This is a genomic window from Methanoregula sp., from assembly GCF_050010295.1.
Classification (GTDB): Archaea; Halobacteriota; Methanomicrobia; order Methanomicrobiales; family Methanospirillaceae; genus Methanoregula.
In genome coordinates this window covers 118,617-145,581 of record NZ_JBEKLH010000004.1, presented here as the reverse complement: position 1 = coordinate 145,581, position 26,965 = coordinate 118,617, and the positions used below count along the sequence as shown (strand labels likewise).

Sequence of the window (26,965 nt, the reverse complement as noted above, 5' to 3'; positions counted from 1 at the left end):
GGTATACATGAACCAGAGTGGCTGGCAGGTCCTGCCATACCTGTCAACAAGCTGTTATCTTGTCAAACGTGAAAACATGACCGGCAGGACTGATACACCGGTGCGGGTAAATCCTGATGCATGGGATGAAGAATATTCCCGGAAGGGCAGGCTCTTCGGTGGTTCCGTGTTCACCTTACCGGGTCTCCTCCCGGGCCCGGACGTGCTCGAACTCGGGTGTGGCGATGGCAAGACCCTGTCAGCAATGGTACACCGGGACTGGAAGGTGACCACCTTGGATTTCTCTACCCGGGCAGTTATCCTTGCCCGGGATGCAGCTGGATTATCGGCGAATCTTGTCATCGGGGACGCCCGGGCTATACCGTTCAGGCCGGAAACATTTGACGCAGTCTTTGCTCACCACATCCTCGGGCATATGACACAGGGCGACCGTGAAGAGATCTCCCGTGAGATATTCCGGGTCATCAGGGCGGGCGGGAATCTCTATTTCAACGATTTCTCTACCCGTGATTTCAGGTTTGCGAAAGGCTCTGAAACGGAACCAGGAACGTTCAAGCGGGGAAACGGGATCTGCACGCATTATTTTACCCCCGGTGAAGTGGCCGATCTTTTTTCCCGCCTTGCCGTGGTTTCCGTGGATTACCGGGACTGGAATATGCGTATACGCGGGAGGGACCTGCCACGATCCGAGGTGACCGCAGTGTTCAGGAAATGCCGAACCCCGGAGGGGTGAGGCAGGAGAAGAACCCGAAGAATTCAGATAAATTCTTCGGCTCTTCGAAGTTCTGATGAACCTCTCAGAACCCGGAGCGTTCTTCGACCTGTCGAGGTTCAGCGCCGGGATGCCCACAGACTGCGTAACAGGCAAGTGCGATCAGCGCAGGCGCCCCGTCAAAACCGGGGAGGGGACTTGTCCCGGTTGCCGTAGTCCCGGGAATATACCCGAGAATGGCCGATACCTGGACCGTGCTTCCCGTTGTGACATTGACGGTCTTTGTGACCGGTTCAAAATTATCTTTCTCGAACCGGAAGGTATGTATGCCGGCCGGGATCTCGTCCAGTGTTACTGGTGCATCACCGGCATAAGAGCCATCGATATACACCCGAACTCCAGAGGGTGACGATATCACCCTGGCCGCACCGGTAGTTGGCAGTGTGGATGCAGAAGCTGACTTTGTGGGATCAATTACCGTATGTGAAAAAGCAGGAAGTACATCAACGTTGGTGAATTGCCGGGTGTATGCGTCCGGGAAGGTCACGGTTATCGTTGCCGGAGAAAAGTCGGCGGTGATGACACTGCTGAGTGCGGAATTCTTCAGGGCGATCTCTGCCTTTTTGAAGTTCATAGAAGCGGTTCGGTATTCAGTGCCTTCAGGAACATCGCCGGTATCCGCAAATTTGCTCATGAGGAGAGTTGCAGCTGACTTGTTCATGGAAATGATCTCCGGGGGATCGGAACTGCTGGCAAGTCCTTTTTTGAGCTCGTCCTCCAGAATGGATTGCGGGATGGCATTCTCAAGGATCCCTTCCAGCGTGAAGCGGAAGATTGCCGTGGCATCCCCGGTTTTGCTGATGGTGATATCAAGCGAGTTGGCAGTGAATGCCTGGACCGGTACAGCAACAAGAAATGCAGTACAGAATACGAGCAGCATGGAACGAAGGAAACGTGATGATTCCAGCGACAAGATTATTTCTCCTCCATGGAACCGGGAATTGTGATGTGCTGTATCCAGATCTGTTGTTATTACCGATAAGCGTATCATCGCCGGTCCTGAACCCGGTATCTGCTCGTGCAATCCCGTTACCGGCACGGTTTTTCACTCAAATTAATTAATATAGCGTTGAGGCGCATATTTCAGGCAGCTATGATAGATTCGGTCATAACAATAGTACTTCATCTTGACCAGAACATGACGGCAGTTGTCCATCAATATGGCATGTGGACGTATCTTATCCTGTTCTGTATCATCTTCTTCGAAACCGGGTTTGTCATCATGCCATTTCTTCCCGGGGATTCGATCCTGTTCGTCGCTGGGGCTGCAGCGGCGAGTGGTATTCTCGATCTCCAGTGGCTGCTTATTGCAATTGTCCTTGGTGCGGTCCTCGGCGACACCGTGAACTACTGGATCGGAAATTACATCGGGCTCCACGTGTTTCTCGAACGTTTCCCGAACCTTGTCAAAAAGGAATACGTTGACCGGACCTATGGGTTTTACGAAAAATATGGCGGTACTACCATCTTTATGGCACGGTTCTTTCCCATTATCCGGACGTTTGCACCCTTTCTTGCCGGAGTCGGGTCCATGCAGTACCGGCGGTTCCTGTTCTATAATGTCCTGGGAGGGACCGCATGGACCTTCTTTGTTGTCCTTGCCGGTTATTATCTTGGTGCATTTTCCATCGTGAAAGAAAACATGAGCCTCCTGATTATCGCCGTTCTTGTCGTGACGGCTGCTACGGTTATTGTTATTGCAGCCGGTATTCTGTCAGCCTATCTCCGGAAGGAACCTGCAGTTCAGGAAAAAAACCAATAACCTTTTGGGCGTCGCTAAAAAAATGATGGGCCTTTGTTTTCCGCTCTCTGCCGGCTACTATTTTTGAAATGTTTTCCAGGACGGTCTCCGATCGCAGCTGCAAGGCTGATGGAACGTAACGAAAGGAATTTTCCAGACATCATTCTTTGGTTGTCTGGTAAATGAAAGAGATATCAGAAAAAAAGATTACTTTTTCTGCCGGGCAACGAGTCCCCTGTTATCAACTTTTGTCACTATTGCGATCTTCAGTCCCAGAGGGCGGATGAGTTTTTCAACTGTCTTTTTGTCCAGTTCTGTCACGACAGCGATGGAAGGACCGACAGAGCTCATGCCAATAAATTCCAGTCTCTTTTCCCGGAGCATGCTCATGTAATGATAGATCTCAAAACTGTGGTGCTCCACTTCCGCACGTTTTGACCCACGGAACTCGATCTCCCAGATCACGTCTCCCGCCTTCCTGACGTCCCCCTTCTCGAGTGCAGGGATGAGGTCCATCAGGAAAAGGTACGCCTTGAGTTCCCGGTCACGGTAATCGAGGGTTCGGGCCTTGTTCATCAGGAGGTCGAATTCCTGGGTGCCGGCAGAGGAGATGTCCGTGGGCGGGATGATGATATAGACATTCATGCCTTCAGCAAAGGGGTGGTGGTACACGAGCGAGAGCTCGTCTCCCATCACGGCCATTCCGCCATACGTGCTCACCGCGGGGCCGACCCCGGTCTCAAATCCGAACGCGATGTTACCATCGGCAGTCTCCTCGACATAGTTGTGCCCGATAAGGTGTCGCAACTGGGTGTTTGCCAGGGGCGAGCCGACCGCCTGGTTCAGGGCAGTTGCGACCGCAATCATGACCGTGCTGGTGGAGCCAAGGCCCACATGCTTGTGTTCATGGTCCGTGACTTTGATCCGGAACCCGCCCTTGTACCCCGTGACGTTCCGGAAGACCTCGACAAAGTTCCGGACGATGGGTGCCCGGTTGTAATCGATGACCACCTCTTTTTTCGTGCAGCTGACTTCAGCGGAACAGTAGCACTGTATCGCAAACCCGATTCCTCCCCCTCCCGGGTGGTCCGGTGCAAACCGGTTCATGTCCAGCACGGTCAGGTGGATTCGCGCCGGGGCCTGAACAAAAACCGTTCCTTTCACGGGTTTCAGTGAGTATCTTTTTTTCTCGAGGCCAAGCGTCTTGAGGTTTTTCCCCGGTAGGAACCCCTTGAACTCGTATTCCACAAGGTCGAGATCGCCGCCGCGTATTTTCATGATCGCCATAGAGAACAAATCCTGTTAGGTGCGGTTACGGGAAAATGTTTCCGTTTAATCCGTGCGCAGCGTTCCGGAACCAGATGCACCTCCGTGGTCTCCATGACCAGAATACTTCCGCAAACCTCATCCTCATTTTTTATCTTCCCTTAAATGAGAATCAGGCAAGATTCAATTCCTTACCGATCTGAAAATCGGCAAAAAAATAAAAATGCCCGCAGTCTTATTTCTGCCTGTCATGATCAAAGAAAAGGTCTGGCTTCATTTGTAAAAATGACCTGATAAAATTGACTGTCGATGCATGCGGGCATTGAAATATTGCAATCCTCCGACAAGCCAGCCAAACCACGTCTTGTAAATTTTATATATCTTGACGGGAGATGGATGACTATGGCATTCAGACTGGCGAATATGTGTACAATTCTGCTGTTTTTCCTGCTGGTAGCAGTAGGTTATGCGAGTGCGGCGCCGCCAATCGCTACGATCTCCCAGGGAAATACGATCTTCATCGGGGAGCAGGGACTGGATATTAGGGGAGCGTTAGGAGGTTCAACACAGATCGGGTGGTGGGCATCCGCCGCTGACATTGCGACCAGTTCTCCGAATCAGGTCGTCCCGATCAGCAGTCCGACCAGTTTTTATGTGGATCCCACATCATTCGGATCGTATACCGGTGGCTGGTACCGTCTGGATAATGCCTCGAAGGCAGCGGGGCCTGCATTCACGGTTGCGGATCCCAACCTTGCCGTAAAGGTGAAGGATACCACGGCTTCGATCGATGCAACCAACAGCTGGGTACCACGGGGAGATCTGGTCCAGTTTGAGATAGACACCAACCTGATCGCAATTTCCCAGCGGTCCGTCTCGCCAACCATGCAGCTGTATGTTCAGGCTCCCAATGGTGCCCAGTATAGTGCTCTGGTTAATGGAGGTACTACGACTCCGATAGACAATATTCAGGTCACAACGAGTCCTTTCTTGACTGGTCCGATATGGGATACCGGCAATCCTGTCTATCCTTCCGGCACGTACACGGTCTGGGTGCAATGCGATGTCAACGGCATGAAGGACAACTACGGCGTGATCGGAAAAACCATCAGCAGCCAGGTCACCGTTCTGGATCAGGATCAGAACCCCCGGATTGCAAACAGCGCATATGTAACAAATCCCACCACTCAGATCACGGTTTTACCCACGCATATGACCACAACAATTCCGCCTGCAACCGAACCGATCACGTCCCAGCCTTCAGTTTCCCAGACTACTATCCCGCAACCGACCACTCTTCCGGCCAGCGTAAGCACTCCTGCCCCACAGACTTCCGTAATACCCTCAATAACGGGACAATCAACCCTGCCTCAGCCGACACGGAGTCCGGGGTTCGGTTTCGTTGTCACTGTCGGTGCGGCGATCATCTGTTTTGCGGTATATTCACGGAAAAAATAATTTTTCGGAGAAACAGGCATAAACCGATCGGGATGACTCCGGTACCATAACCCCAAAAAATCTTAATGATCATTATTTGGCAATATCACGGTCAAAGAAGATGTTTTTTCCTGTCGCCGAGAGGGGAACAGCATACGCGACCGTGCATTCCTTATCGAAGAGGCCGAGGTCGAGCGCTGCGGCACCGCCGGAATACATGATCCGGTTGTCAACATTATGGATCTGGGCGGTTTTTACCGCAGAACCGATCGCTATCCCCAGATCGGCCATCCTTACTGCACAGTTCGGGCCCGAGAAGAATGTGTCCTGCTCTTTTAGCGTGGCGTACGCTTCTGCCATGTCGGCGCATGTCAGGAAACCGCACGCCCCGCAGTTGATGCCGGCGGTCAGGTTTCCTTTTCCTCCGATGAGGACACACCCGTCGCATGCGGCAATATTTTTTGAGTCGCGCAGAAAGAAACCGATGTTTTTTGCCTCGCCCAGTTCAGCGAGACGTTTTGCAACAGCCTTGATCTCCTTTCCGGTCAGCACTCTGCACAGGATGGTGTCCACCCCTCTGCCTTTCGGGGCGGTCCTGGCGGCAAGCACCATCAGCTCTGCGACAGTGGCAACAGCGTTCTTTTCAGCATGCATGCCGGAATATGTGCGATGACGACGGGATAAAGGTGCGTAACTGCGCAGGGTTGTTTGAAAAGATTCAGGGCTCTGGAGAGAAATCATAGAATTTAAAAAAAAGATCAGGACTTGTCGGCAACAGCGACTTCTTCCTCAATCGGGGGTGTCGTCCAGACCTTCCAGCAGAAATAGATGATCGAGGCTGCCATCAGCACAACGAGGAGTACGGCACTCCAGATATTTTCTGCAAAGAGCAGGTTTACCGGGATATTCATCGCCATGCGATCATTCACAAAACCGATGCCCAGCGCAATGATAAAGAAGATGATGAACCCGACAACGCACCCAAGGATAATTGCCGCAGCAATCCGCAGCGGGCTGGGTTTTATGGCATTTTCTGTCATGTAATGACAGTTTTCCATCCCGAAATAAAAACTAATCGGTTAGGTGATACGTCCCTGCGGGAAAGAGAAAAGGGCGCATCATTCTGTGCCGGGAGAGACCCGGAATGCGACACCGTCGAACTGTGCGATGGTCCGCTCACCTTCGTAGACCATAACCCGGAATGTTGAGCACCGCCCGTTATCAGCGACCCGTTCTGCAATGGCGACAAGGTCGCCGGTCGCCGGAGCGATGTACTGGATGTGCACCGAGACGGCTACACGGTCGGTCCCTGCGCAGTTTGCGGCGATCCCGAACGCCTGGTCAGCCAGGGCAAAGATTGCACCTCCGTGGGCAACCCCATGGGGATTTTTCTTTTGCCCGCAGTTCATAATGACGCGTGCGTACCCGTCATCCGCCTCCGTAATCTCCATTCTCAGGAGCTGCGCGAACTCGCTCTGGTTAAATGCCGTTATCCGATCGGCGATGGCAGCGGGATCGTGAGCGGGATGGGGATTCGGTATCATGGTGCGCACCGGAGAAATTCTTTCATGATCCGGGAAGCTCATTTGTATTTTTTCTGCGAGTACGAATATTTCTGGGTCTCTCCGCCATCGGCAACGATATACATCCACTCGTACAAGGATTTCACGGTCCCGAATTTTTTGTAGCGCCGCATGGAGAACCCGACTTTGAGCCTGCCATCAAACCGGATAGCCCCCTGGTCTTTCATCCGCATGGCGATCTCGAGGTCATCACCGGCATCGATGCAACGATACCTGCCGGCTTTTTCGAATGCCTCCTTGCGGAACGCGGTATTGCACCCGAGCGTATAATAAAACGTCCTGCTGTAATAGCCGATCCGGGAGAACGTGTTCGCAAGCAGGAGGGAGAACCGGTTGCCGAAGCCCTCCTCGATGGGGTAGATCGGGCCATAGACCTGGACAACCGAGGGGTTTGAAAAATTCTCGCCAATCCGTTGTATCCAGTGGGGCGGAAGGATGCAGTCCGCATCGGTGGTGGCAATGATATCCCCTTTTCCAACGCGAGCTCCGTCATTGCGGGCGCCGCCCACCTTTCTGCTGGTCTGGATGAAGACCCTGTCAGCGTATTTTTCTGCGATCTCGCACGTCCTGTCCTTTGAACCGCCGTCGACGACAATGATCTCGTACCCGCTGCGGGGGACCGTCTGATGGCAGAGAGAGACAAGACACTGGGCGATATTCTCCTCTTCATTAAAAGTCGGGATGATAACCGATATCATTCGGGTAAAAACTCCTGTAGAAATGTGTGTTTTTCTGATGATAAGCGTGATGCAGAAAACCGGTTCAGGGCTTTTTATCCTGTTCAACAAAATCGAAGACAGAGCGGATGACCCCGTCCATGTTCAGGTACTCAAACTGGGCGAAGCGGCCGACAAGCGGGATGCCGGATCGCGAGCAGAACTCCCGGATGGTGGCGATGTTCTTCTGGTACGCGAGGTCATAGACAACGTACGCGAACGGCTGGCGTTCCACGGAAGTGAAGACGATATTCTCCGGGGTGCAGACCTGCATCGATGTGAGCATGGCCGTCACTTCCCGGACAAGTTCATCATCCGGAAGACTGGCGATTCCGTCGCCCGGTTGGCAGGTGATCTCGGCGAGGACGGAACTACAGCCCTGGGGGGCCGCGTGCCGGCTGAAGTTTGACGGGAACGAGACCCGGTTGGTCTTCCCGAGGCTTTTGTCCGGGATATACATCCAGGAAATCCCCGGGATTGTGCCTCTGATGCCGATATTGACGCAGATGAGTGCGTTGTATACCAGTGCCCGGCAGGCATCGGCGACCGGTGCCGGGAGATCCTCAAGGCAGGGCAGCAGGTTCTGGACTGGTATCGTGCAGATGACCCGGTCAGCTTTGACCGTCTCCTTACCATTGCTGATAAGCCAGGCGTTGCCGGCCTTTCTGACTGAGGTCACCAAGAACCCGGTGCGGACAAATTTTTCTACCGGCCGTGCGATTGCCCGGACGAGGGCTTCGATCCCGCCGTCAAGCGGGTACGAGAAGACGGCCTGGTGCGTGTAGCCCTCGGTATCAATCCCGATTGCGGACCTGATAATGTCTTCAACCGGTGGGCGGGGAATCCGTCCGTCCACCCAGTGGAGTGACATTCTTTCCGTGGGATATTTCCAGATCTTCTCGTTGTAGGGCACCATGTAGCACTCAGCGATACCCTGGCCGAAGATGTAATGGATCCACTCCCGGAAATTTTCCGGCTTCTTTGCCTCCCCTTTCTCAACGGCAATCAGGTTCCGGACAAAGCCGTTGATGCAGGCAAACCGGTCCCCCGGTGGCAGCTCGTGCAGCCCGTTCTCGAAGGGGTACTTGACATGCCGGCCTTTGTAGAAGATCTTCGTGTTCCGTTGGTTCCGCTGCTCGTTCCCTTCGATCATACGGCGCATGAACGCGAGGACTTCGGCGTCTCTTGAAAAGATGATGTGGGATCCGCCGGTATCGAACGTGAACCCTGCCTTTGCTTTCGATCGGCAGAGTCCACCATATTCCGGCTCCGCTTCAAGGACGATGATTTCTTCCCCTTTTTCGTGCAGGAGCCGGGCAAGCGTCAGGCCGGAGAGGCCCCCCCCAAGAATTGCTGTCGTCACTGCACATACGTGCGTCGTTTGGGCATATATGATTGAGCGTACCGGGACAAATCGTTATCCGACCGGCCCATAGATTCAGTAATAGTATACGATCGACCGGATCGCCAGCGTACCTGAATATAATCCCGGGAAAATTCCCATTTTTTTATACTATCTTCTACAATACAGAGAACAAAACGATACTGTTATGCTATACCGTGGTGGACTTTTTTTGATACCCTGGAGGGTAGATCAAAGTGGATCTCGTTGTTCAGTTCATTCTTGCAATCCTGCCCATTCTCCTGATCTTTATCGGACTCGTTTTCCTGAAACAGTCAGGAACATTGATGGGCATCGTCGGCTGGCTGTCGACCGTTGTCCTGGCCATCCTGTTCTTCCAGACTTCGCCGGACATCGCGCTGTATGCCTCCTGGAGCGGCGTACTCTCATCGTTTGGCATATCGCTGATGGTACTTTTTACCATCCTGCAGGTGACCATGATGGACGTGACCGGCGCGATTGCCCGGATCACGGCATATATCAAGTCCATCGCGGCCGAGCGGTACGAACAGATCATGATCCTGAACGTAGGGTTCGGGTCGTTCCTGGTTTCGATCGGTGCAACGCCGGTCACGATGCTGCCGCCAATCATGCTCGCACTCGGGTTCTCCCCTCTAGCTGCGGTCGCCCTGCCCTGTCTCGGCTACGACCCGCTCACTTCCTTCTCGCTCCTCGCAGTCCCGATCACGATCCCTGCGTCGGTCTTCAACTTCGACCCCAAGCTCCTCGGCTGCACGATCGCCCTCTTCCTGCCAGTCATTTCGACCGGTATTGCGCTGGGCATGCTCTGGGTTGCCGACGGGTTCGAAGGCGTAAAGAAAGGATTCTCAACGGCGCTGGTTGCGGGCCTGACGCTCGGTTTCTCTGCAATCGTCTTTGTCAATCTCCTCCCGGGCTCTGCCATAGGACTCGTCGGTGTATTCTCGGGTCTTGTAACGATCGCGATCCTCTTCCTCCTGAGGGCAATCCGGGGAAAGCCGATCGGTACAGCCACTCCTGCCGACACTTCTGCAACGGATACCGGCATGCCGCTCTGGAGGGCAGCCTTCCCCTGGATAATGCTCGTAACGTTTGCAATCATCATCAGCATCCCCGTCATCCAGACCGGCCTCTACACATTCCTCGGGCCGATCCAGAAGATCCCTGTCGTGGCCAATAAATTCGTGGACCTGAAGCTCCTGAACCAGGCCTACTTCTGGGTGCTCGTCAGCACCATCATCGCCGCACCGCTCCTGGTCCGGAGCGGCAAAGAGGCAAAGCATATCCTCACTCTCTGGGTAAAGCGTGCCTGGAGCCCGACCCTTGCCGCGATGGTCTTCTTTGCGATCGCCTATGTCATGGACTGGTCCGGCCAATCGGTGATCAACGGGGCCGTGACTTTTGCCCCCGGGGCGAATGCCTTCAACATGAACGTGGTGATCGGGCTGTCGCTTGCCCTCGCCTTCGGCATAGCGTTCCCGCTGTTCAGCCCGACACTGGGCCTCTTTGGAGCCTTCGTCTCCGGCAGCGAGTCGTCCTCAAACGTCATGTTCTACGGCATCCTCAAGAAGTCAACCGATGTCCTGAACCTGAACTTTATCCAGGTCTATGCCGCGCACGCGGTTGCCGGTGGTATTGCTTCGGGGGTGGCCGTGGCGAAGATCATCAACGCGGCAGCGGTCGTGGACAAGCTGGGTATTGAAGGGGAAGTGGTCCGCAAGGTTGCACCGGTCGCGATCGTGCTGACGATCCTGACCGGCGTGATGCTCGTTGTGATGCTGGTCCTCTAATCCCTTTTTCGGTGCATCCCCGCAAACACTATCCATTAATTCCACTTTTTAAAGACATTTCAGTACCGTCTTCGGATAACGTGGTTCGGCCACCGGAGAGGATCGATCCGGATCCTGCCGGAAAAAATTACCAACGTCTCATGGTTTGACAAATGGCAATTACCGGATGGGCACCTGTGCCCATTGATGGACGAGTCTTTTTATTATTCGTGGATCAATCTCCTTTCAAGGTACCTGCATGCCTATGATCTGCCCGCACTGCGGGAAGGAATCAGACGAGGAGTCTCCGCGGTTCTGCAGCGGATGCGGTGCCCGGATGGACGGGAGCACCCCGGCCGGGTATCCGGGGTACGTTACACTTCCCCGGGATCAGAAGAACCCGCTGATCGCGGGAGTCTGCTCATCCGTGCTTCCCGGTCTCGGGCAGGTATACAACGGTGAGACCGCAAAAGGGGTTGTCGTCTTTATTCTTGCCCTCGCGGGGCTGGCGATCCTCCTGATCCCCGGTCTCATCGTGTGGTTCTACGGGATGTACAACGCGTACTCCGTGGCGGGAAAGATGAACACGGGGGAGTTGCCGTTCCGCGAGACACGAACGCTTCACATGGTCTTGTTCATCGTCTTCGCCCTCGTCGTGATCGCTGTCGCGCTCCTGATACTCATCACGATGGTGATAGCGCCCCTGATGAGCCAGTTCGGTTCGCTCGATACCGGTGATTACCGTAAACTGCTCGATACCAACGGATTGGTATGATCGGATGGACCGGTTGATCGGAAGGTACTGAAAATCGGAGTCTACAGGAGAGATGTATTGCTCTCATGCCGGATTGATCCGGGAACGTTTATGAAATGTGATGCATCGGCAGCTTCCTGAATGTAAAAAACCGGGCCATCGGGGAGGGTGGAGAATTTAAAATCAGACAGGCAGACCTGTCATGGTCTTCTGAAAATCTCGTCTGGATATAACCGGCACGGGAAAGTTATGCAGTCGTACGGTTACTCCACCTCTCCTTCAATCGTTACGGTTTTCTCTTCGACCGGAATCGTGACCCCGGTCCTTGCAAGCGCCTTATCCACAACGTACCGCACGCCACTGCAGCAAGGTACTTCCATATGGAGGAGCGTGATCGACTGGATCGTATGCTGGACAAAAATCTCCGCGAGTTTTTTTATATAACCTTCAATGTCCGAATCGAGTTTCGGGCAAAAGATGATCAGGATCCTGCCCTGCAGGAACTCCGCGTGAAAACCGGGGTAGGCGAACGGGACGCAGTCCGCGGAGATGAGGATGTCTGCGTTGTCGAAGTACGGGGCCGCGGGGTTCAGGAGCGCGAGCTGGACCGGCCACTGCCGGAGTTCGGATGTGATCGTCCCGCCAACCGGTTGCCGGGGGCCGGCACGGGAGCCGTCCCGCGGAATACTCCGGGCCGCTGAGCCGGGGCAACCTGCGAAAGGATGCGGGGCGTGCGGCTCGGGATGGCAGATACCTTCCCCGGTCCTGCCGGCCATGGGATGGACCATACCGGGAGGAAGTGTGGATGCCTTCCGGCGCTCCGGAGGAGTGTGATCCGGGAGGGGGATATCGTTCTCGATCAGGTACTCAATTGCCTCGTTGTAAGATGCTGTCCGTCCATGGCCGGCAAGATGTTCGAGGTGGGCTTTGATGACGGACGCTCCCTGCTTCGTGATATTTTCCATCACGGTCTTCTCGTCATACGGTACGGCCTCCCGCTCGACAACCGAGATCGCTCCTTCGGGACAGGTACCGATGCACGCGCCGAGGCCATCACAGAAGAGGTCGCTGACAAGGCGTGCCTTCCCGTCAATCATCTGGAGCGCTCCTTCCGGGCAGTCCGGTATGCACTGCCCGCAGCCCGTGCATTTTTTTTCATCAATGCTGATGATCTTTCGTTTCATGGCCGCGCTCTCCCTTGGATATTATCCGACCACGGTATCAAGCTTGTGCACGGGAACATTTCCAAAAACAGAACTACCGTAGTAACTCACATGGCTGGCAGGAGCCGGATCAGGCATTGTAGCACAGGATAAAGACCGGGTTGGTGCAATACGGGTCCATGGCTGCCGTTTCAGAATTGCAATCCGCATTATCACTGGGCTCGATAAAATTTTAAAAAAATACAACCAAAATACATTTATCAATTTAAATAAAAATCAAAATGAGGATACCCTAGTACAATCTGGTGGGTTGATGCAACGGAACAAAGGACAATATTTCTCCGAAGAAGAAAAAGAATTTGTTATTCTTCTCATAAAGCTCGGGATGAATAAAAACGCTGCAAGCCTGCTGGTATTCCTTGCGGGTACATCCCTGATAACGTTCCGGGAAATTGAGAGCGGGACTGATTTATGCGAGTCTGAAATAAGCATAGCGATGAAGTACCTGAATGACCAGGGCTGGATCAGAACGTGTCCCTCCGAAAAAAAGGGTCGGCTGAAAAAAGTCTACGGGCTGACAAAACCTGTTGCGGATATCGTACAGGACATTGAGAATATGAAGAAAGTAGAAATGAAGGATCAGCTTGCCCGTGTCAGAAAATTACGGGTTTACCTTGGATAAGATCTTGTTTTCCGGGTATCCTGGATCTTTTTATGGTATCATGAATCCCTGCGTGAGAGAGAAAATGGTAGGGAGCACCTGTACCCCCATTCCCTCAATTATCCCCACGATCCGGTGAGCCATCACCGGGTCCACAGTCCAGAAACGGAAGCCCCGCGGGATATCCGTTCCCCGCATCAGGTCCGCCAGCCTCAATGGCGCTTGCCTTATCGGTAATTGTTTCCTGTAATGGTTTCATGATAATTTTCTCCGTGTCATGATCTCGTTGTTCTCCTGCTGATCTTCGTCCTGTTCTCACACCGGGGGACCATACGATGATGATGAGACTCCATCAGCTCCCAATCCAATCCATGCAAGAACCGGAATAAGGGCGATCTTATGGAATATGTTGGGATCTTCTATGTTTTTCTTGGCGCCAATAATGGTTTTCCGTGCAATTGATCGGATCTCCTCCCAGTTCCATGAGTCTTCAGGTATGGGTCCATGGTATTTTCTTTCTGATACAATCATGGAAGCTGACGATTGTCATCTGCTCGGGAGTTCAATCGGGCAAGTTTAATTTTACTTTTACTTTTTATTCTCATGAAATCTGCATACGTCATCTTTCCCGAAGGTTTTCCTATTATTGTGTCAAAGGGATCCATCTTATAACAGGTCACATCACTCTGGACAGCGCTGTTGAATTCAAAAAAACTTTTTGCTTTTTTATTTCGGTTGGGAACTTGTATCTCAATTTTTCCGCAACCTCTTTTTTTTGCTTTTCTCAGGCAAAATTCAAACATTGCCCGCCCAATCCCAAGACCCCTGAACTTATCCAAAACAAATATTTCATCTACAGAAAGGCTGGGTAATGCGATAAAAACCGAATATGACATGGTAATAATTACATAAGCCACCCAATCCACTCCTATTTTTCCTAAATACGCTTCGTATTTAGAATCTTTTGAAAATGCCTCCTCTTTCAGTCTATTTATTATTGAAGTATCAAGACACCGGGTTCTCTCTGATCCGATAAATTTTGTACGAAGATCAATTAAATTATCAAAATTTTCTTTGCTGAGTTTTTCGAGGTATAGTCGGATTTCTTGTTGCATCAGAAGGATGTTTCCTTCTATATATTATAAATATTTCTAATTACAATAATATCATATGCGAATAGCATCGGCAAAGTTTAAGGACGGTTCTTATGCTATTCATTCTGATCAGGAAAAGATGCACCAGATACGAGTACCAACAAACAATCTTGACAAAAAAGAGAGTTGAAAAGTTTATGAAGATGATTCATGCGATTATACGGCCGGACAAACTCGATATGATAAAAAAAGCCCTTGAGGAGAAGGGTTTTGTTGCCATGAGTATCCTTGAGATAACCGGCAGAGGAGAACAAAAAGGTATCACACTCGAATACCGGGGAGAAATGGTTGAAGTTGATACCTTGCCTAAGATCATGCTTATGATGGTCGTAAATGATCAGGATGTCGATACAATTATCTCAATCATCCGTGCCACCGGAAGGACAGGAAAGTTCGGAGACGGGAAAATATTTGTCCTACCGGTTGAGATGATGGCGAAAGTTCGCACTGATGAGACGTGGAGATAATTTGAATGAAGTCTTCAACCAAAAAGTGACTATCCATTAGTGTTCATTTTCTTTTGTCCAGGGTATTATTGATCTTTTTGTCAGGAAAATTTGAAAAGTTCACCTAATCATCAAACTGATTCTTCTTGGCTAGGGTATTCACTCGAGACACTTTGTGTTTTATTGGTCAAATGGGAATGTTTATAATATTAAGAAGGAAATATCCTTCCATGTACAATTTCATGATCGGGTTAAGGAGGATCTGATTCGATGGATCAATCACAAAGCAGTAACCAACCGACGGTTGGCCAGCCTACCGGAACGATGAAACGCACGCTGAACCTGACCTCGCTTCTGGTGAACGCCATGGCGCTTATTGCCCCTGGAGCATTCCTCTGGACCACCTTCCAGATACAGGCAGCGCAGACAAACGGTGGTATAACAACTGCCGGCGAGATGTGGACGGGCTTGGTGGCCGCTCTCATTCTTGCCTTCTTAACAGCAATTTCCTATGCTGAGCTGGCAAATATCTATCCCAAAGCCGGTTCCGGTTCTTCCTATTATTACGCTGAAGCCGCTTTCCTTGAAAAAGAAAAGGCTGGGCACCGTAAATGGGCGCGGGTTGCCAAATTTTTAGTTGGCTGGATATCCCATCTCTACTACTGGATTTATCCAGGTATTATGGTGGCCTTTTCGGCTATCCTGATCGTCTATATTTTCGGTCTGTTTGGGATCACCTTAGCAGTGTGGCAGCAGATTCTCGTAGCCATCCTGTTTGCGGTCCTGAACGGCTACATCGCTTATCGCGGGATTTCTGGTTCGACCATGACCGCGATTATCATCAACGCCATCCAGCTGGCGGCGCTCATCGCTTTTGCAATACTGGCGATCCTGTACCGGCACGCGCATCCGGATCTGGCGTATGTACAAACCGCTTCTTCCATTCTTATTCCGCACAACTTCACCAACCTGCTCTTCCAGTCGACCATTGCCATCCTGTTATTGGTCGGCTTCGAGTCGGTAACATCGCTGGGTTCTGAAGCGCTCCGGCCAAAGCAGGACATCAAACGGGCAATCCTTCTCTCCCTTATCATTCAGGGCATATTCGCTTATTTATTCGAATATTTTGCCGCCATCTATTTTGTCGGCCCGCAACTGACCGGCACCGATACGACGGGAGCTGCAGTTTCCGGCTGGGGGGCAGCAGCGGCATCCGGAGCTCCCATCGGTGACATAGTACGGGTTATCGGTGACCAGATGCTTGGAGGTACCGGGTTCATCCTTGTGATTATATTTGCTGCGACGGTGGTGCTGGCACTGATTGGTACTACCCTGGCCTGCCTGAACACCGGCGTCCGCATCACCTATGCCATGGGCAAGGAAAAAGAGGTGCCCACCCTGCTGGGTGTCCTGCATGGAAAGTACGACACCCCGCACTATGGCATCTGGATTCTCGTGGCGGTATCTGCCGCACTCGGCGCGTATGGGGTACTGAATGTGGATAACCTGACCCAGATCACGCTGGCATCCAACACAGGCACCTTCCTTCTCTATGGCCTGACCAATCTGATTGCCCTGTGGGCGTTCTTCCACCGTCCTGATTCCAGTATCCTGAAACACAAGCTGGTCCCCTTACTGGGTTTCCTGGCGAATTTTATTATGTTCGGGGCAGTTATCTGGCTCGGTATCAGTGCCGGGGGAAACACGGCAAACGATGCAATTATTGCGCTCGCAATGGTTGCCGTCTGGCTTGTGGCCGGGTCAGCCTGGTTCATTCATAACTCGAAGAAAGAGGGTCTCCCGGTACTGACCACGAATATGCCCCAGGCAAATGGATTGGATAAAGAGTAATGGCAGAAGATTGACCCCTTCATAGATAACATGAACCAAAAATGCCAGAGGTAAGCAAGTGATGAAAAAGTGCCCGTATCCGGGCCCTCTCACTTTTAATTGTTGACAGGAACGTGTGGTCATTATGAAAGAAAATTCCATATCGCAACTGAAAGAGAAGGCGCCAAACCTGGTCGGAGTGATTGTGAAGTGGCGGGCCATCACCCACCAGGGTTTGATGCGATCGCAGAACGAGGATGCCCATTGGGTCGCCCATTCGGTCGAAGTAAAAACAGAGACTGAGTCGACCTCGCGGTATCTCTTCGCAGTTGCTGATGGGCTTGGCGGGCACCGCGGCGGAGCCATTGCCAGCAGAATGGCCCTGAAATCTGTTAAAGATGAATTTCATACATGGCATGGTGGGGAGGCTGACCGTCTGGTTGGCCGTGCTTTGCAGCAGGCAAACCAGAACGTGTTCAGCAAGGCTCAACTGGACCCTGAATTATTCCATAAAATGCAGACCACATTAACGGTTGTCGCATTGGATCAGGATTCGTTAACCATTGGCCATGTCGGGGACTGCCGGCTTTACCGAGTGAGAGATGGCCGCATCGGGTTATTGACCCGGGATCATACCATGGCGAATGATCTGCTTACCCTGCACTTGATCTCCACAGAACAGGCGTCTCAACATCCGGGGCGCCACCAGCTTACCCGTTCTGTTGGCGGCGAGCCATTCATGAATGCAGATATAATACGCGAACGACCGCTACCCGGTGACATTTATCTCCTCTGCAGTGACGGATTGTGGTCAGAACTCACCGAGGAGGAAATTCTGGTCACAATACATGAAAATGATATCAGTTCAGCGTGTGAAAAAATGGTCCGGTTTGCGTTAAGGGGTGGAGCACCGGATAATATAACCGCCATTATGTTTCGGATAGAAGCGATAGGCCCCCAAGCTGCACCGCGGTTTTCCTGGAAGAGAATCCTGGGAAGACAATAACTCATACAATATCATGTACTAGCATCGTTACTTAAGATAATAAAGGAATAAAAATAATTTCTGATAGTATCATCTGCTTTGGTTTCCCCGGACTCCATGGATTAATCTCTGCAAACGGGGAAGTGAGGTACCGTAATGTATAAAACAGGCGACGTGGTCTGCGATTATAAAATAATAGGATTACTCGCCCAGGGAGGATTCAGCCAGATCTACAAGGCAAGCGCTCCCGATGGTAAGCTGGTAATACTTAAATTTCCTGAGGCATCCCTGCTTGGCGATCTGGCAACATATGAGCGTTTTCGTCGGGAGGTTTCTATCGGGCAGAAGTTAAACCATCCTGCAATCCCAAAAGCGATCACCTTTAAGGAAGGAACTGACTGCGTCGTCCTTGTCCTGGAATATATCGAAGGTCCATCACTCCGCACCTATATAAGCGAAAATGCACCGTTACCCCTCAACGAAGTTCTCTCTCTTGCAGACCAGCTCGCTGATACAATCGATTATCTTCATGCTCACGGGGTTTATCATCGTGACCTGAAACCAGAAAATGTTGTTGTCGGACCTGATGGTAAAATTCATATCCTCGACTTTGGGAGCGCATTGCTTGAAGGTTCAAGGCGTGTAACGTGGCGGTGGGCATCAAATACCTTTGGAACACCGGATTATATGGCACCTGAACAGATCCAGGGAAAACGCGGGGATTCCCGTACTGATGTGTACGCACTGGGAATGATTGTCTATGAAATGTTTACGGGCACTCTCCCATTTCACGGGGATAATGCCCTTTCTGTCATGAACCAGCACCTCACGGCAATTCCTGCCTCGCCCCGCATGTTCCAGCCATCAATTCCACCGGGCATAGAGGCCGTAGTGCTCAAGTCGATACGCCGCAATTCAGACGAGCGCTATCAATCCGCTAACGCGTTCCGGTACGATTTACAGCATTTTGCAGAGCTCGATTTGTCGCAATTCAACCTGGAACCGGAACCGGCAGCCGGAGGATTGCTCACCAACCGCCAGATATGGCTGCGAAGCATTCTGATCTTTATCGCTTTTCTGGCAGTTTCAGCATGCATCGTACTGGTCGTCTACCTGATGCGGCACCGGTAAAGAACTTGCCGTTTACCGGAAAATCATCAACTGATGGGTTCTGATAAGTTATCGGTTTATGACCGATTTTTTTCGTGAAAATGATCTCCGGATCTATACCATTAGCTCTGAATGAATGCCATGAAAATGGAAATTCCTGTGATGTATGTTTTCATCATGTATATTTGCATCTCCAGGTGCGTATTCGTTGCCATGAAAAACCCATTGTTATCCCTCATACTTGTCTGAACTTCGGTTTCTTACCTCTGGTGAATATTCACGTTCTCCAGAGCCAATAAATCCAAAAAATTGATGGAAGGAATATTCCTTCCTACTATAAGTTATAAATATTTGCACATTCCATGTTTGTATGTAAAAGGAGGTACAATGAAAAAGCACACCCCTGAAGTGAAGGGTAGTGGTGTCCAACTGGCCACTATCATTCTTCTGCCGGCGAGGCCCGGTGCTCATCGGAACAGCATCGATTTCGCCGGCTCTGGTCCGGATACAAAATCCACCGGTCTACCCCCGGGCGGAATGACTAAGGTAAGAGTACCAGAACTCAACCGGATCTCCGGCTCTGACACGTTCACCCACTCTCAATCCTTTGGTCCCGAACCGGTAGTTGGGTTTGGCGGATAACAAGGAATGAAGTCCTGATCATCTGCGATATCGCGGTGACAGTAAAGAATGAGTTCCTTCCGGATCAGAACATCGGAAGATTTTGAAAAAAGATTTGCAGGCATTACAGAAAGAGGCGCATAAAATGAAACGACAAGTGGCAATTTACGGAAAAGGCGGTATCGGCAAATCTACGACAACCCAGAACACGGTTGCGGCGCTCGCAGAGGCGGGAAAACATGTCATGGTCGTCGGGTGCGACCCGAAAGCGGACTCGACCCGGCTCCTCCTGCACGGCCTGTGTCAGAAAACCGTTCTCGATACCCTGAGAGATGAAGGCGACGACATTGAGCTTGAAAAGATCCTGAAAACCGGTTTCGGGAATACCCGTTGCGTGGAGTCCGGCGGCCCGGAACCCGGTGTCGGCTGCGCGGGCCGAGGCATCATCACGTCCATCAACCTGCTCGAGCAGCTCGGGGCCTATACCGATGACCTCAACTACGTCTTCTATGATGTGCTCGGGGATGTCGTCTGCGGAGGGTTCGCAATGCCGATTCGTGAGGGGAAGGCAGAGGAGATCTACATCGTCGCATCCGGCGAACTGATGGCGCTCTACGCGGCAAATAACATCGCAAAGGGCATCCAGAAATACGCGACGAACGGCAAGGTAAGGCTCGGCGGCATCATCTGCAACAGCCGGAAAGTTGACAACGAACGCCCGCTGCTCGAAGCATTTGCCAGGGAACTTGGATCCCAGCTCATCTACTTTGTCCCGCGTGACAACCTCGTCCAGCGTGCCGAGATTCACAAGAAGACGGTCATCGACTTCGACCCGACTTCCGACCAGGCAAACGAGTACCGGAACCTGGCGAAGGCCATTGACGAAAACAAGTTGTTCATCATCCCAAAACCGATGAAACAGGAACGTCTGGAGGAACTCATGATGCAGCACGGCTTCCTCGACGCAATGTGAGCTCGAAACATCACAGGAATCTTACATAAAATGACGGCGGAAGTGAAGCAATGTTATTGATACGTGCAATTGTACGACCGGAGAAGAAAGACGACGTGCTCGGCGAGCTCTCCTCAGCAGGATTTAATGCTGCGACGATGGTTGATGTCGTGGGCCGCGGCAAGCAGAAAGGCATCAAGATCGGCGGCATGGTCTATGACGAGATCCCGAAGACCCTCATCCTCGTTGCAATCCAGGACGCGGACAAGGACAAGGTCATCGGGATAATATTAAAGACCGCAAAGACCGGCAGCGAGGGGACATTCGGCGACGGGAAAATATTCGTTTCAACCATCGAAGAGGTCTACACGATCTCGAAAGGCGCGCCCATCCTCTAGGAGGCGACTGCTCATGAAAGAAATTATGGCAGTAGTCCGGATGAAAAAAACCGGCGCCACGAAAAAAGCCCTCGTCGAAGCCGGGGTAGCCGGGTTCACCGCGGTGAAAGTCTCCGGCAGGGGCAGGCTCGTCACCGACCCGGCGCGGATCAAAGAGTGCAGGGAGAAACTCCTCTCGATGAGTACCGACGACTTTAGCGGGTCACGGGACACCGAGCAGCTCGTCACGAGTTTCCTCGACGGCTCGCGGTTCTTCCCGCGCCGGCTCTTCACGGTCCTCGCGCACGATGACGACGTGCTACGGATCGTAGAAGCAATTACGAGCGCAAACCGGACCGATCACGGTATCGGGGACGGGGCCATCTTCGTGATGCCTATCCTCGACGCGGTGCGGGTCCGCACCGGCGAATCGGGAGAAGCGGCAATCTGGTAAGGAGGCATCTGGAATGACCGATATTGAAGGAACGATAGACGAGATGCTGGCTCCGTACCCGGATACGGTGAAGAAAAACCGGAAGAAACATCTCGTCGTCAAAAACGAAGCGGCAGGATCATGCCCACAAATCGAGGCGAACACCCGGACCATCCCCGGCATCATCTCGCAGCGCGGCTGCGCATATGCCGGCTGCAAAGGCGTGGTCGTCGGGCCGATCAAGGACATGGTGACCATCACCCATGGCCCGGTCGGCTGTGGGTATTACAGCTGGGGGACGCGCCGGAACAAAGCGAGGGCGGACGAAACGACGCCCAAAGACAAGATCTACTCCCAGCTCTGCTTCACGACTGACATGCAGGAGCCGGACATCGTCTTCGGCGGCGAGAAAAAGCTCGCAAAGATGATAGACGAAGTCGTTGCGGTATTCCACCCGCGGGCCATCAACATCTGCGCCACGTGCCCGGTAGGGCTCATCGGCGATGACATCGGTGCGGTCGCAAAAGCGGCGGAAGAACGGCACGGCATCCAGGTCCTCTCGTACAACTGCGAGGGATACAAGGGGGTCAGCCAGTCAGCCGGCCACCACATCGCGAACAACAACATCATGGAGAAGGTCATCGGCACCGGGACCGTTCGGAAACCCGGGAAATACGTCATCAACATCCTCGGCGAGTACAACATCGGCGGCGATGGCTGGGAACTGGAGCGGGTCCTCATGGAAATCGGGTACACTGTCAATTGTGTCCTCACCGGGGACTCAAGCTATGTCAACATCAGGAACCTGCACCTTGCGGATCTCAACCTCGTCCAGTGCCACCGTTCGATCAATTATATCGCCGAGATGATGGAGACGAAATACGGTACGCCGTGGCTCAAGGTGAATTTCATCGGGATCGAGGCAACGAACCAGTCGCTGCGGCAGCTGGCAAAATGCTTTGGGGATCCGGAACTGGAGAAAAAAACCGAGCTTGTCATCGAGCGGGAGACCACACGGGTCGCTACTGCCCTCGAACACTACCGGAAGTTCTGCACCGGCAAAAAAGCGTTTACCTTTGTCGGGGGTTCACGGAGCCACCACTACCATTTCCTGCTCAAGGAACTCGGCATGGAAGTCGTCGTTGCTGGCTACGAATTCGCCCACCGCGACGATTACGAAGGCAGGCAGATCATCCCCACGATCAAGACGGATGCCGATTCCAAGAATATCCCAGAGCTCCACCTTTCCCCCGATGGAAAACTTTACCGGGAGGCTCACGAGCACCTCGGCATATCAAAAGAACAATTCGACGCGCTCAGAAAAGAAATACCCATCGGTTATTACGAGGGGATGTATCCTTCCATGAAAGCAGGAGAGGTCATGATCGACGACTGCAACCACCACGAGATCGAAGAGCTTGTTGCGCGGTTCAAACCCGACCTGATCTTTTCCGGTGTCCGGGACAAATATATCGCCCACAAACTGGGAGTCGCCTCAAAACAGCTCCACTCGTACGACTACAGCGGACCGTATGCTGGCTATAATGGCGCCATCAACTTCGCGCGCGATGTAACAAACGCGCTGATGACCCCGGCCTGGAACCTGATCATCCCGCCGTGGGAGAAAACCGGAAATTCAGGGAGTGAAAACAATGCTTGAATGTATCCCGGAGACCCTGATCGCCCGCTCGACCGGAAAAATTAACCCGGCAAAAACCTGCCAGCCCATTGGCGCAATGTACGCGGCGCTCGGCATCCATCGTTGCCTTCCGCACAGCCACGGCTCGCAGGGCTGCTGTGCCTACCACAGGATGCACCTAGCGCGGCACTTCCGCGAACCGGTGCTTGCCTCATCGAGCTCGTTCACCGAAGGCGCCTCGGTCTTTGGCGGGGCTGCAAACCTGAAAACCTCGATCAAAAACGTATTCCAGATCTACAACCCCGAGATCATGGCAGTCCACACGACCTGCCTCTCGGAGACGATAGGCGACGACCTCCCCAATATCCTCAAGCAGTCCGAGATCCCGGAAGGAATGGTCGTCATCCACGTCAACACCCCGAGCTACCAGGGCTCGCACATCACCGGGTTCTCCGGTATGGTCAAAGCGATGGTCTCGTACCTCGCGGTATCTGACGGCGGCGAGAAAAAAGACCAGCTCAACGTGATCCCCGGGTTCGTCAACCCGGGCGACATGCGGGAGATCCGGCGGATCGTCTCGGAACTTGGCGTGAAAACGATCATGTTCCCGGACACCTCGAACGTGCTCGATGCGCCCCTGACCAGCACGTACGACATGTACCCGGAAGGCGGGGTGACTATCGCGGAGATCCGAGATTCTGCAAACTCCTCGGCAACGATCGCGCTCGGAGCGTTCGCTTCGAACGATGCCGCCGACCTCCTGCAGGAGAAATTCGGTGTTACGGGTATCCCGCTCAAACTCCCCATCGGTCTGAAAGCCACGGATGAATTCATCGTGGCAGTCAAGGACTGGTTCGGTGTCGACGTTCCCGTATCGCTTGCAACGGAACGTGGGCAGGTGGTCGACACCCTGATCGATACCAACATCCACTACCAGGGAAAGACCGTGGCAATCTTCGGCGACCCCGACCATGTCATCGCCATGACCGAGTTCGTCCTGACGATGGGCATGGCCCCGAAATATATCCTGACGGGGACGCCCGGCAAACGGTTTGATACGGAGATCCAGAAACTGCTCAAAGAAGCGAAAATCGAAGGGAGCAGGGTAAAAGCGGAAGGTGACCTTCTCGAACTCCACCAGTGGATCCGGGAAGACCCCGTCGACCTGCTCATCGGCACGACCTACGGGAAGTATATTGCGAGAAAAGAAGACATCCCTCTCGTCAGGTTCGGGTTCCCGGTCCTCGACCGGGCCGTCCACCCGCTGATGCCGGTCGTCGGGTACCGCGGGTGCCTGCGTTTAATCGAGCAGATCAGCAATGCGCTGCTCGACCGCCGTGACCGTGACTGCCTCGACGAAGACTACGAACTCGTGCTGTAAAGGATTTCACAAAAATGGAGGAAACCATGGAGGACCTTTGTGCGGTGCCGGCAGCCCCCAATGCCTGCATCAGCGAACGCCAGAACTCCATTGCGAGAGGCGGGAAGAACAAGACAGGCATCCACTGTACTGACGACAGCCTCGCGGGTTCGGTGAGCCAGCGGGCCTGCGTCTTCTGCGGGGCCCGGGTCGTCCTGAACCCGGTCACGGATGCGGTTCACCTCGTCCACGGCCCAATCGGGTGTGCTACCTACACGTGGGACATACGGGGGAGCCTGTCGAGCGGTCCGGAGATGTACCGAAACAGCTTCTCGACCGACATGAAGGAGCACGATGTGGTCTTTGGCGGCGAGAAAAAACTCATTGCCTGCATCGAAGAGATCGTGGAGAAATACCACCCCCCGGTAATTTTCGTGTACGCGACATGCGTCTCCGGTATGATCGGCGACGACATCATTGCGGTGAGCAAATCTGCATCGGCCCGGTACGGCATCGACGTCGTCCCGGTAGAATCAAGCGGATTCATCTCCGGCAATAAAGTGGTCGGCTACCGGGCTGCGGCCGAGGCGCTGATGAAACTCATCACGCCAAGAGACGGGGAGACCGTGAAGAAGACGAGAAAACTCAACTTCCTTGGCGAGTACAACCTCGGCGGCGAGACCTGGCTTATCAGGAACTATCTCGCGGAGATGGGGATTGAGATCAACGTCGCCTTCACCGGCGATTCAACAGTCGCGGCGCTGAAACAGGCGCCCGGCGCCTGCCTCAACATCGTGCAGTGCACCGGGTCGATGCACTGGATGGCAGCAAACCTCAAGAGAAAATTCGGCACCCCGTTCATGTCCGTCAACTTCTTTGGTGCGGAGAACACCGTCGACAGCCTCCGGCGGATAGCGGCGTTCTACGACGACCCGGCAATCACCTGCCGCACCGAGGCCCACATCGCGCGGGAAACGGAACGCATCAGGCCCGTTATCCAGCGGTACAGAAAGAAACTCGCCGGCAAACGGGCGGCAATCTACGTGGGCGGCGCGTACAAAGCGGTCGCCATCATCCGGCAGCTCCGGGAGCTCGGGATGGAGATCGTCATCACCGGCACTCAGACCGGCAAGCAAGAGGAGTACGACGATATCAGCGGGATGCTTGACAAGAACGCGGTTGTCATCGACGATGCAAACCCCGCGGAGCTCGAGAAGTTCCTCATCGAAAAGCGCGTCGATGTGATGGCCGGTGGGGTCAAAGAACGCGTGCTCGCATACAAACTCGGTATCGGGTTTGTTGACCACAACCATGACCGGAAAGAGTGCCTCACCGGGTTTGAGGGGGCAGTCACCTTTGCGCACGAGGTATATGTCACCACCTGCTCCCCGGTCTGGAAACAACTGAAACGGACCCTTCCACCGGAGGTGCATTAATGGACGGGACTCACCAACCAGGCCGGGCGCGGCAGGTGAATGAGAACCAGTGCCAAATGTGCATGCCACTCGGCGGCGTGATCGCCTTCAAAGGGATCGAGAACGCTATGGTAATCTCGCACGGCTCGCAGGGCTGCAGCACCTACATGCGGCTTGCAAACGTTGAGCATTTCAACGAGCCGGTCGACATTGCCTCGTCGGGCCTGAACGAGAAACAGACCATCTATGGAGGCGAGGCGAACCTGAAAAAAGCGATCGATAATGTCCTCCGGGTCTACCAGCCAAACGTGCTCGGGGTCCTGACCACCTGCCTCTCGGAGACAATGGGAGAGGACCTCGACCGCATCATAGCATCGTACGCGAAAGAACGGAACCTTGACGGTGTGGACATTATCCCGGTCCCGACCCCGAGCTATAGCGGGAGTCACACCGAAGGGTTCTGGGCGGCGACCCGGGCAGTCATCGCCCGCTACGCCCGGCTCACGGAAAAACACCACCGGATCAACGTGATTATCCCCCATGTCAGCCCCGCAGACATCCGCGAGATCAAACGCATCCTCGGCATGATGGGGGTTGAGTACACGCTGGTGCCTGATTATTCCGTAACACTCGACCGCCCCTATGGGGGTCGGTACCAGAAAGTCCCGCCGGGAGGGACCCGGACGGAAGACATCGCGCGGATGCCCGGCGCCCCCGTTACCATCCAGTTCGGGCTCACCTGTCCGGACGCCCTCTCGCCGGGCCGGCTCCTCGAAGAGCAGTTCGGCGTCCCGCTCGTCAACCTGCCCCTACCCGTTGGTGTTGATGCGGTTGACCGGTTCATCGACACGCTGCGGGAACTGATCTGCGGCCCGGTGCCGGACCAGCTCGCGCTCGAACGGGGCTGGCTCCTCGACGCGATGGCCGACTCGCACAAGTACAATGCGGAGGGACGGCCGGTCATCTACGGCGAACCCGAGCTCGTGTACGCCCTCACCCGGACCTGCACAGAGAATGGGGCGCCGCCGGTCGTCATCGCGAGCGGGACGAAGAACAGTAATCTTGCCGGACTGCTCGTGCCGGTCCTCGCAGACGCCGAGGAGACACCAGTCCTCCTTCTGGAAACAGATTTTGCCACCATCGAAGAGGCGGCAGCATCCGCCGGTGTGAACATCGCGGTCGGTCACTCGGGCGGGAAGATCCTGACCGAGCGGCAGGGCATCCCCGTATTAAGAGTGGGCTTCCCGGTCCATGACCGGACTGGTGGGCAGCGTATCCTCTCGGTCGGGTACACGGGTACGCTTTCGTTCCTCGACCGGTTCACCAACACGCTGCTCGAAACGAAATACGCGTCCTACCGGACAGAGATCAAAGAAAAAATGTTAATAAGGAGTTGCTGA

26 protein-coding genes and 1 pseudogene are annotated in these 26,965 nt (G+C 53.5%); 17 read left to right on the top strand and 10 right to left on the bottom strand.

The features are described from left to right. Positions 1-7 precede the first annotated feature (7 nt). Positions 8-733 carry a class I SAM-dependent methyltransferase gene (locus ABSB80_RS06690; protein WP_428369421.1) on the top strand — a complete coding sequence of 242 codons (726 nt, stop codon included), beginning with the start codon at positions 8-10 and terminating at the stop codon, positions 731-733. A gap of 64 nt (positions 734-797) precedes the next feature. Here ABSB80_RS06690 and ABSB80_RS06685 read toward each other — a convergent pair whose 3' ends face one another. Further along, a complete protein-coding gene (locus ABSB80_RS06685) occupies positions 798-1,652 on the bottom strand; it encodes a PEGA domain-containing protein (protein ID WP_428369419.1) in 855 nt (284 codons plus the stop codon). Between the two features lie 213 nt (positions 1,653-1,865). Here ABSB80_RS06685 and ABSB80_RS06680 point away from each other — a divergent pair, with 213 nt between their 5' ends. Then, positions 1,866-2,534, top strand: coding sequence for a VTT domain-containing protein (locus ABSB80_RS06680; RefSeq protein ID WP_428369417.1), 669 nt, complete (start codon positions 1,866-1,868; stop codon positions 2,532-2,534). 186 nt (positions 2,535-2,720) lie between these two features. On the opposite strand, the gene ABSB80_RS06675 is transcribed toward ABSB80_RS06680, so the two are convergent. Beyond that, the gene (locus tag ABSB80_RS06675) at positions 2,721-3,800 is read right to left on the bottom strand and encodes a GHMP family kinase ATP-binding protein (RefSeq protein WP_428369415.1); all 1,080 of its coding nucleotides are present in this window, start codon (positions 3,798-3,800) and stop codon (positions 2,721-2,723) included. Between the two features lie 381 nt (positions 3,801-4,181). Here ABSB80_RS06675 and ABSB80_RS06670 point away from each other — a divergent pair, with 381 nt between their 5' ends. Then, positions 4,182-5,237: a DUF3821 domain-containing protein gene (locus tag ABSB80_RS06670; RefSeq protein ID WP_428369413.1), complete on the top strand. Its 1,056-nt coding sequence runs from the start codon at positions 4,182-4,184 to the stop codon at positions 5,235-5,237. 72 nt (positions 5,238-5,309) lie between these two features. Here ABSB80_RS06670 and ABSB80_RS06665 read toward each other — a convergent pair whose 3' ends face one another. From ABSB80_RS06665 to ABSB80_RS06645, 5 genes are all read right to left on the bottom strand, one after another. Further along, positions 5,310-5,870 (bottom strand): ferredoxin domain-containing protein, encoded by a 561-nt coding sequence (locus ABSB80_RS06665; protein ID WP_428369411.1) that lies wholly within the window; start codon positions 5,868-5,870, stop codon positions 5,310-5,312. Between the two features lie 104 nt (positions 5,871-5,974). Continuing rightward, the gene (locus ABSB80_RS06660; RefSeq protein ID WP_428369409.1) at positions 5,975-6,256 is read right to left on the bottom strand and encodes a hypothetical protein; all 282 of its coding nucleotides are present in this window, start codon (positions 6,254-6,256) and stop codon (positions 5,975-5,977) included. Between the two features lie 78 nt (positions 6,257-6,334). Then, positions 6,335-6,760 carry a PaaI family thioesterase gene (locus ABSB80_RS06655; protein WP_428369407.1) on the bottom strand — a complete coding sequence of 142 codons (426 nt, stop codon included), beginning with the start codon at positions 6,758-6,760 and terminating at the stop codon, positions 6,335-6,337. 38 nt (positions 6,761-6,798) lie between these two features. Further along, complete coding sequence (locus tag ABSB80_RS06650) at positions 6,799-7,497, bottom strand: glycosyltransferase family 2 protein (RefSeq protein WP_428369405.1); 699 nt, start codon at positions 7,495-7,497, stop codon at positions 6,799-6,801. Between the two features lie 64 nt (positions 7,498-7,561). Beyond that, on the bottom strand, positions 7,562-8,878 hold the full coding sequence (locus ABSB80_RS06645; RefSeq protein ID WP_428369403.1) for a protoporphyrinogen/coproporphyrinogen oxidase: 1,317 nt from the start codon (positions 8,876-8,878) through the stop codon (positions 7,562-7,564). Between the two features lie 236 nt (positions 8,879-9,114). Here ABSB80_RS06645 and ABSB80_RS06640 point away from each other — a divergent pair, with 236 nt between their 5' ends. Continuing rightward, a complete protein-coding gene (locus ABSB80_RS06640; protein ID WP_428369401.1) occupies positions 9,115-10,686 on the top strand; it encodes an L-lactate permease in 1,572 nt (523 codons plus the stop codon). Positions 10,687-10,924: 238 nt separating this feature from the next. After that, positions 10,925-11,440, top strand: a complete 516-nt coding sequence (locus ABSB80_RS06635; protein ID WP_428369399.1) for a zinc ribbon domain-containing protein — start codon at positions 10,925-10,927, stop codon at positions 11,438-11,440. 242 nt (positions 11,441-11,682) lie between these two features. On the opposite strand, the gene ABSB80_RS06630 is transcribed toward ABSB80_RS06635, so the two are convergent. Next, positions 11,683-12,603: an ATP-binding protein gene (locus tag ABSB80_RS06630; RefSeq protein WP_428369397.1), complete on the bottom strand. Its 921-nt coding sequence runs from the start codon at positions 12,601-12,603 to the stop codon at positions 11,683-11,685. Between the two features lie 292 nt (positions 12,604-12,895). Here ABSB80_RS06630 and ABSB80_RS06625 point away from each other — a divergent pair, with 292 nt between their 5' ends. Next, positions 12,896-13,264: an ArsR family transcriptional regulator gene (locus ABSB80_RS06625; protein ID WP_428369396.1), complete on the top strand. Its 369-nt coding sequence runs from the start codon at positions 12,896-12,898 to the stop codon at positions 13,262-13,264. 294 nt (positions 13,265-13,558) lie between these two features. Here ABSB80_RS06625 and ABSB80_RS06620 read toward each other — a convergent pair whose 3' ends face one another. Together ABSB80_RS06620 and ABSB80_RS06615 are read right to left on the bottom strand one after the other, a co-directional pair. Continuing rightward, positions 13,559-13,774, bottom strand: coding sequence for a hypothetical protein (locus ABSB80_RS06620; protein WP_428369394.1), 216 nt, complete (start codon positions 13,772-13,774; stop codon positions 13,559-13,561). Further along, positions 13,771-14,358 (bottom strand): GNAT family N-acetyltransferase, encoded by a 588-nt coding sequence (locus tag ABSB80_RS06615; RefSeq protein ID WP_428369392.1) that lies wholly within the window; start codon positions 14,356-14,358, stop codon positions 13,771-13,773. The genes ABSB80_RS06620 and ABSB80_RS06615 overlap by 4 nt, the downstream gene beginning before the upstream one ends. A 176-nt stretch (positions 14,359-14,534) precedes the next feature. On the opposite strand from ABSB80_RS06615, the gene ABSB80_RS06610 reads away from it, so the two are divergent. From ABSB80_RS06610 to ABSB80_RS06560, 11 genes and pseudogenes are all read left to right on the top strand, one after another. Further along, positions 14,535-14,864 carry a P-II family nitrogen regulator gene (locus ABSB80_RS06610; RefSeq protein ID WP_428369390.1) on the top strand — a complete coding sequence of 110 codons (330 nt, stop codon included), beginning with the start codon at positions 14,535-14,537 and terminating at the stop codon, positions 14,862-14,864. 249 nt (positions 14,865-15,113) lie between these two features. Beyond that, positions 15,114-16,694, top strand: a complete 1,581-nt coding sequence (locus ABSB80_RS06605) for an APC family permease (protein ID WP_428369388.1) — start codon at positions 15,114-15,116, stop codon at positions 16,692-16,694. A gap of 124 nt (positions 16,695-16,818) precedes the next feature. Further along, positions 16,819-17,679, top strand: a complete 861-nt coding sequence (locus ABSB80_RS06600; RefSeq protein ID WP_428369386.1) for a PP2C family protein-serine/threonine phosphatase — start codon at positions 16,819-16,821, stop codon at positions 17,677-17,679. Between the two features lie 135 nt (positions 17,680-17,814). Beyond that, positions 17,815-18,789, top strand: coding sequence for a serine/threonine protein kinase (locus tag ABSB80_RS06595; RefSeq protein ID WP_428369384.1), 975 nt, complete (start codon positions 17,815-17,817; stop codon positions 18,787-18,789). A 697-nt stretch (positions 18,790-19,486) separates the two neighbouring features. Further along, positions 19,487-20,362, top strand: a pseudogene (gene nifH / locus ABSB80_RS06590) (nitrogenase iron protein); the annotation flags it as partial. A 50-nt stretch (positions 20,363-20,412) separates the two neighbouring features. Next, entirely contained in the window at positions 20,413-20,739 is a 327-nt protein-coding gene (locus tag ABSB80_RS06585; RefSeq protein ID WP_428369382.1) for a P-II family nitrogen regulator, read from the top strand. 13 nt (positions 20,740-20,752) lie between these two features. Continuing rightward, positions 20,753-21,172 (top strand): P-II family nitrogen regulator, encoded by a 420-nt coding sequence (locus ABSB80_RS06580; protein WP_428369380.1) that lies wholly within the window; start codon positions 20,753-20,755, stop codon positions 21,170-21,172. Between the two features lie 13 nt (positions 21,173-21,185). Next, positions 21,186-22,811 (top strand): nitrogenase molybdenum-iron protein alpha chain, encoded by a 1,626-nt coding sequence (gene nifD, locus ABSB80_RS06575; RefSeq protein WP_428369378.1) that lies wholly within the window; start codon positions 21,186-21,188, stop codon positions 22,809-22,811. Next, positions 22,804-24,171, top strand: coding sequence for a nitrogenase molybdenum-iron protein subunit beta (nifK, locus tag ABSB80_RS06570; RefSeq protein WP_428369376.1), 1,368 nt, complete (start codon positions 22,804-22,806; stop codon positions 24,169-24,171). The genes nifD and nifK overlap by 8 nt, the downstream gene beginning before the upstream one ends. Before the next feature lie 26 nt (positions 24,172-24,197). Next, on the top strand, positions 24,198-25,586 hold the full coding sequence (gene nifE / locus ABSB80_RS06565; protein WP_428369374.1) for a nitrogenase iron-molybdenum cofactor biosynthesis protein NifE: 1,389 nt from the start codon (positions 24,198-24,200) through the stop codon (positions 25,584-25,586). Then, positions 25,586-26,965 (top strand): nitrogenase component 1, encoded by a 1,380-nt coding sequence (locus ABSB80_RS06560; protein ID WP_428369372.1) that lies wholly within the window; start codon positions 25,586-25,588, stop codon positions 26,963-26,965. Before nifE ends, ABSB80_RS06560 begins: the two co-directional genes overlap by 1 nt.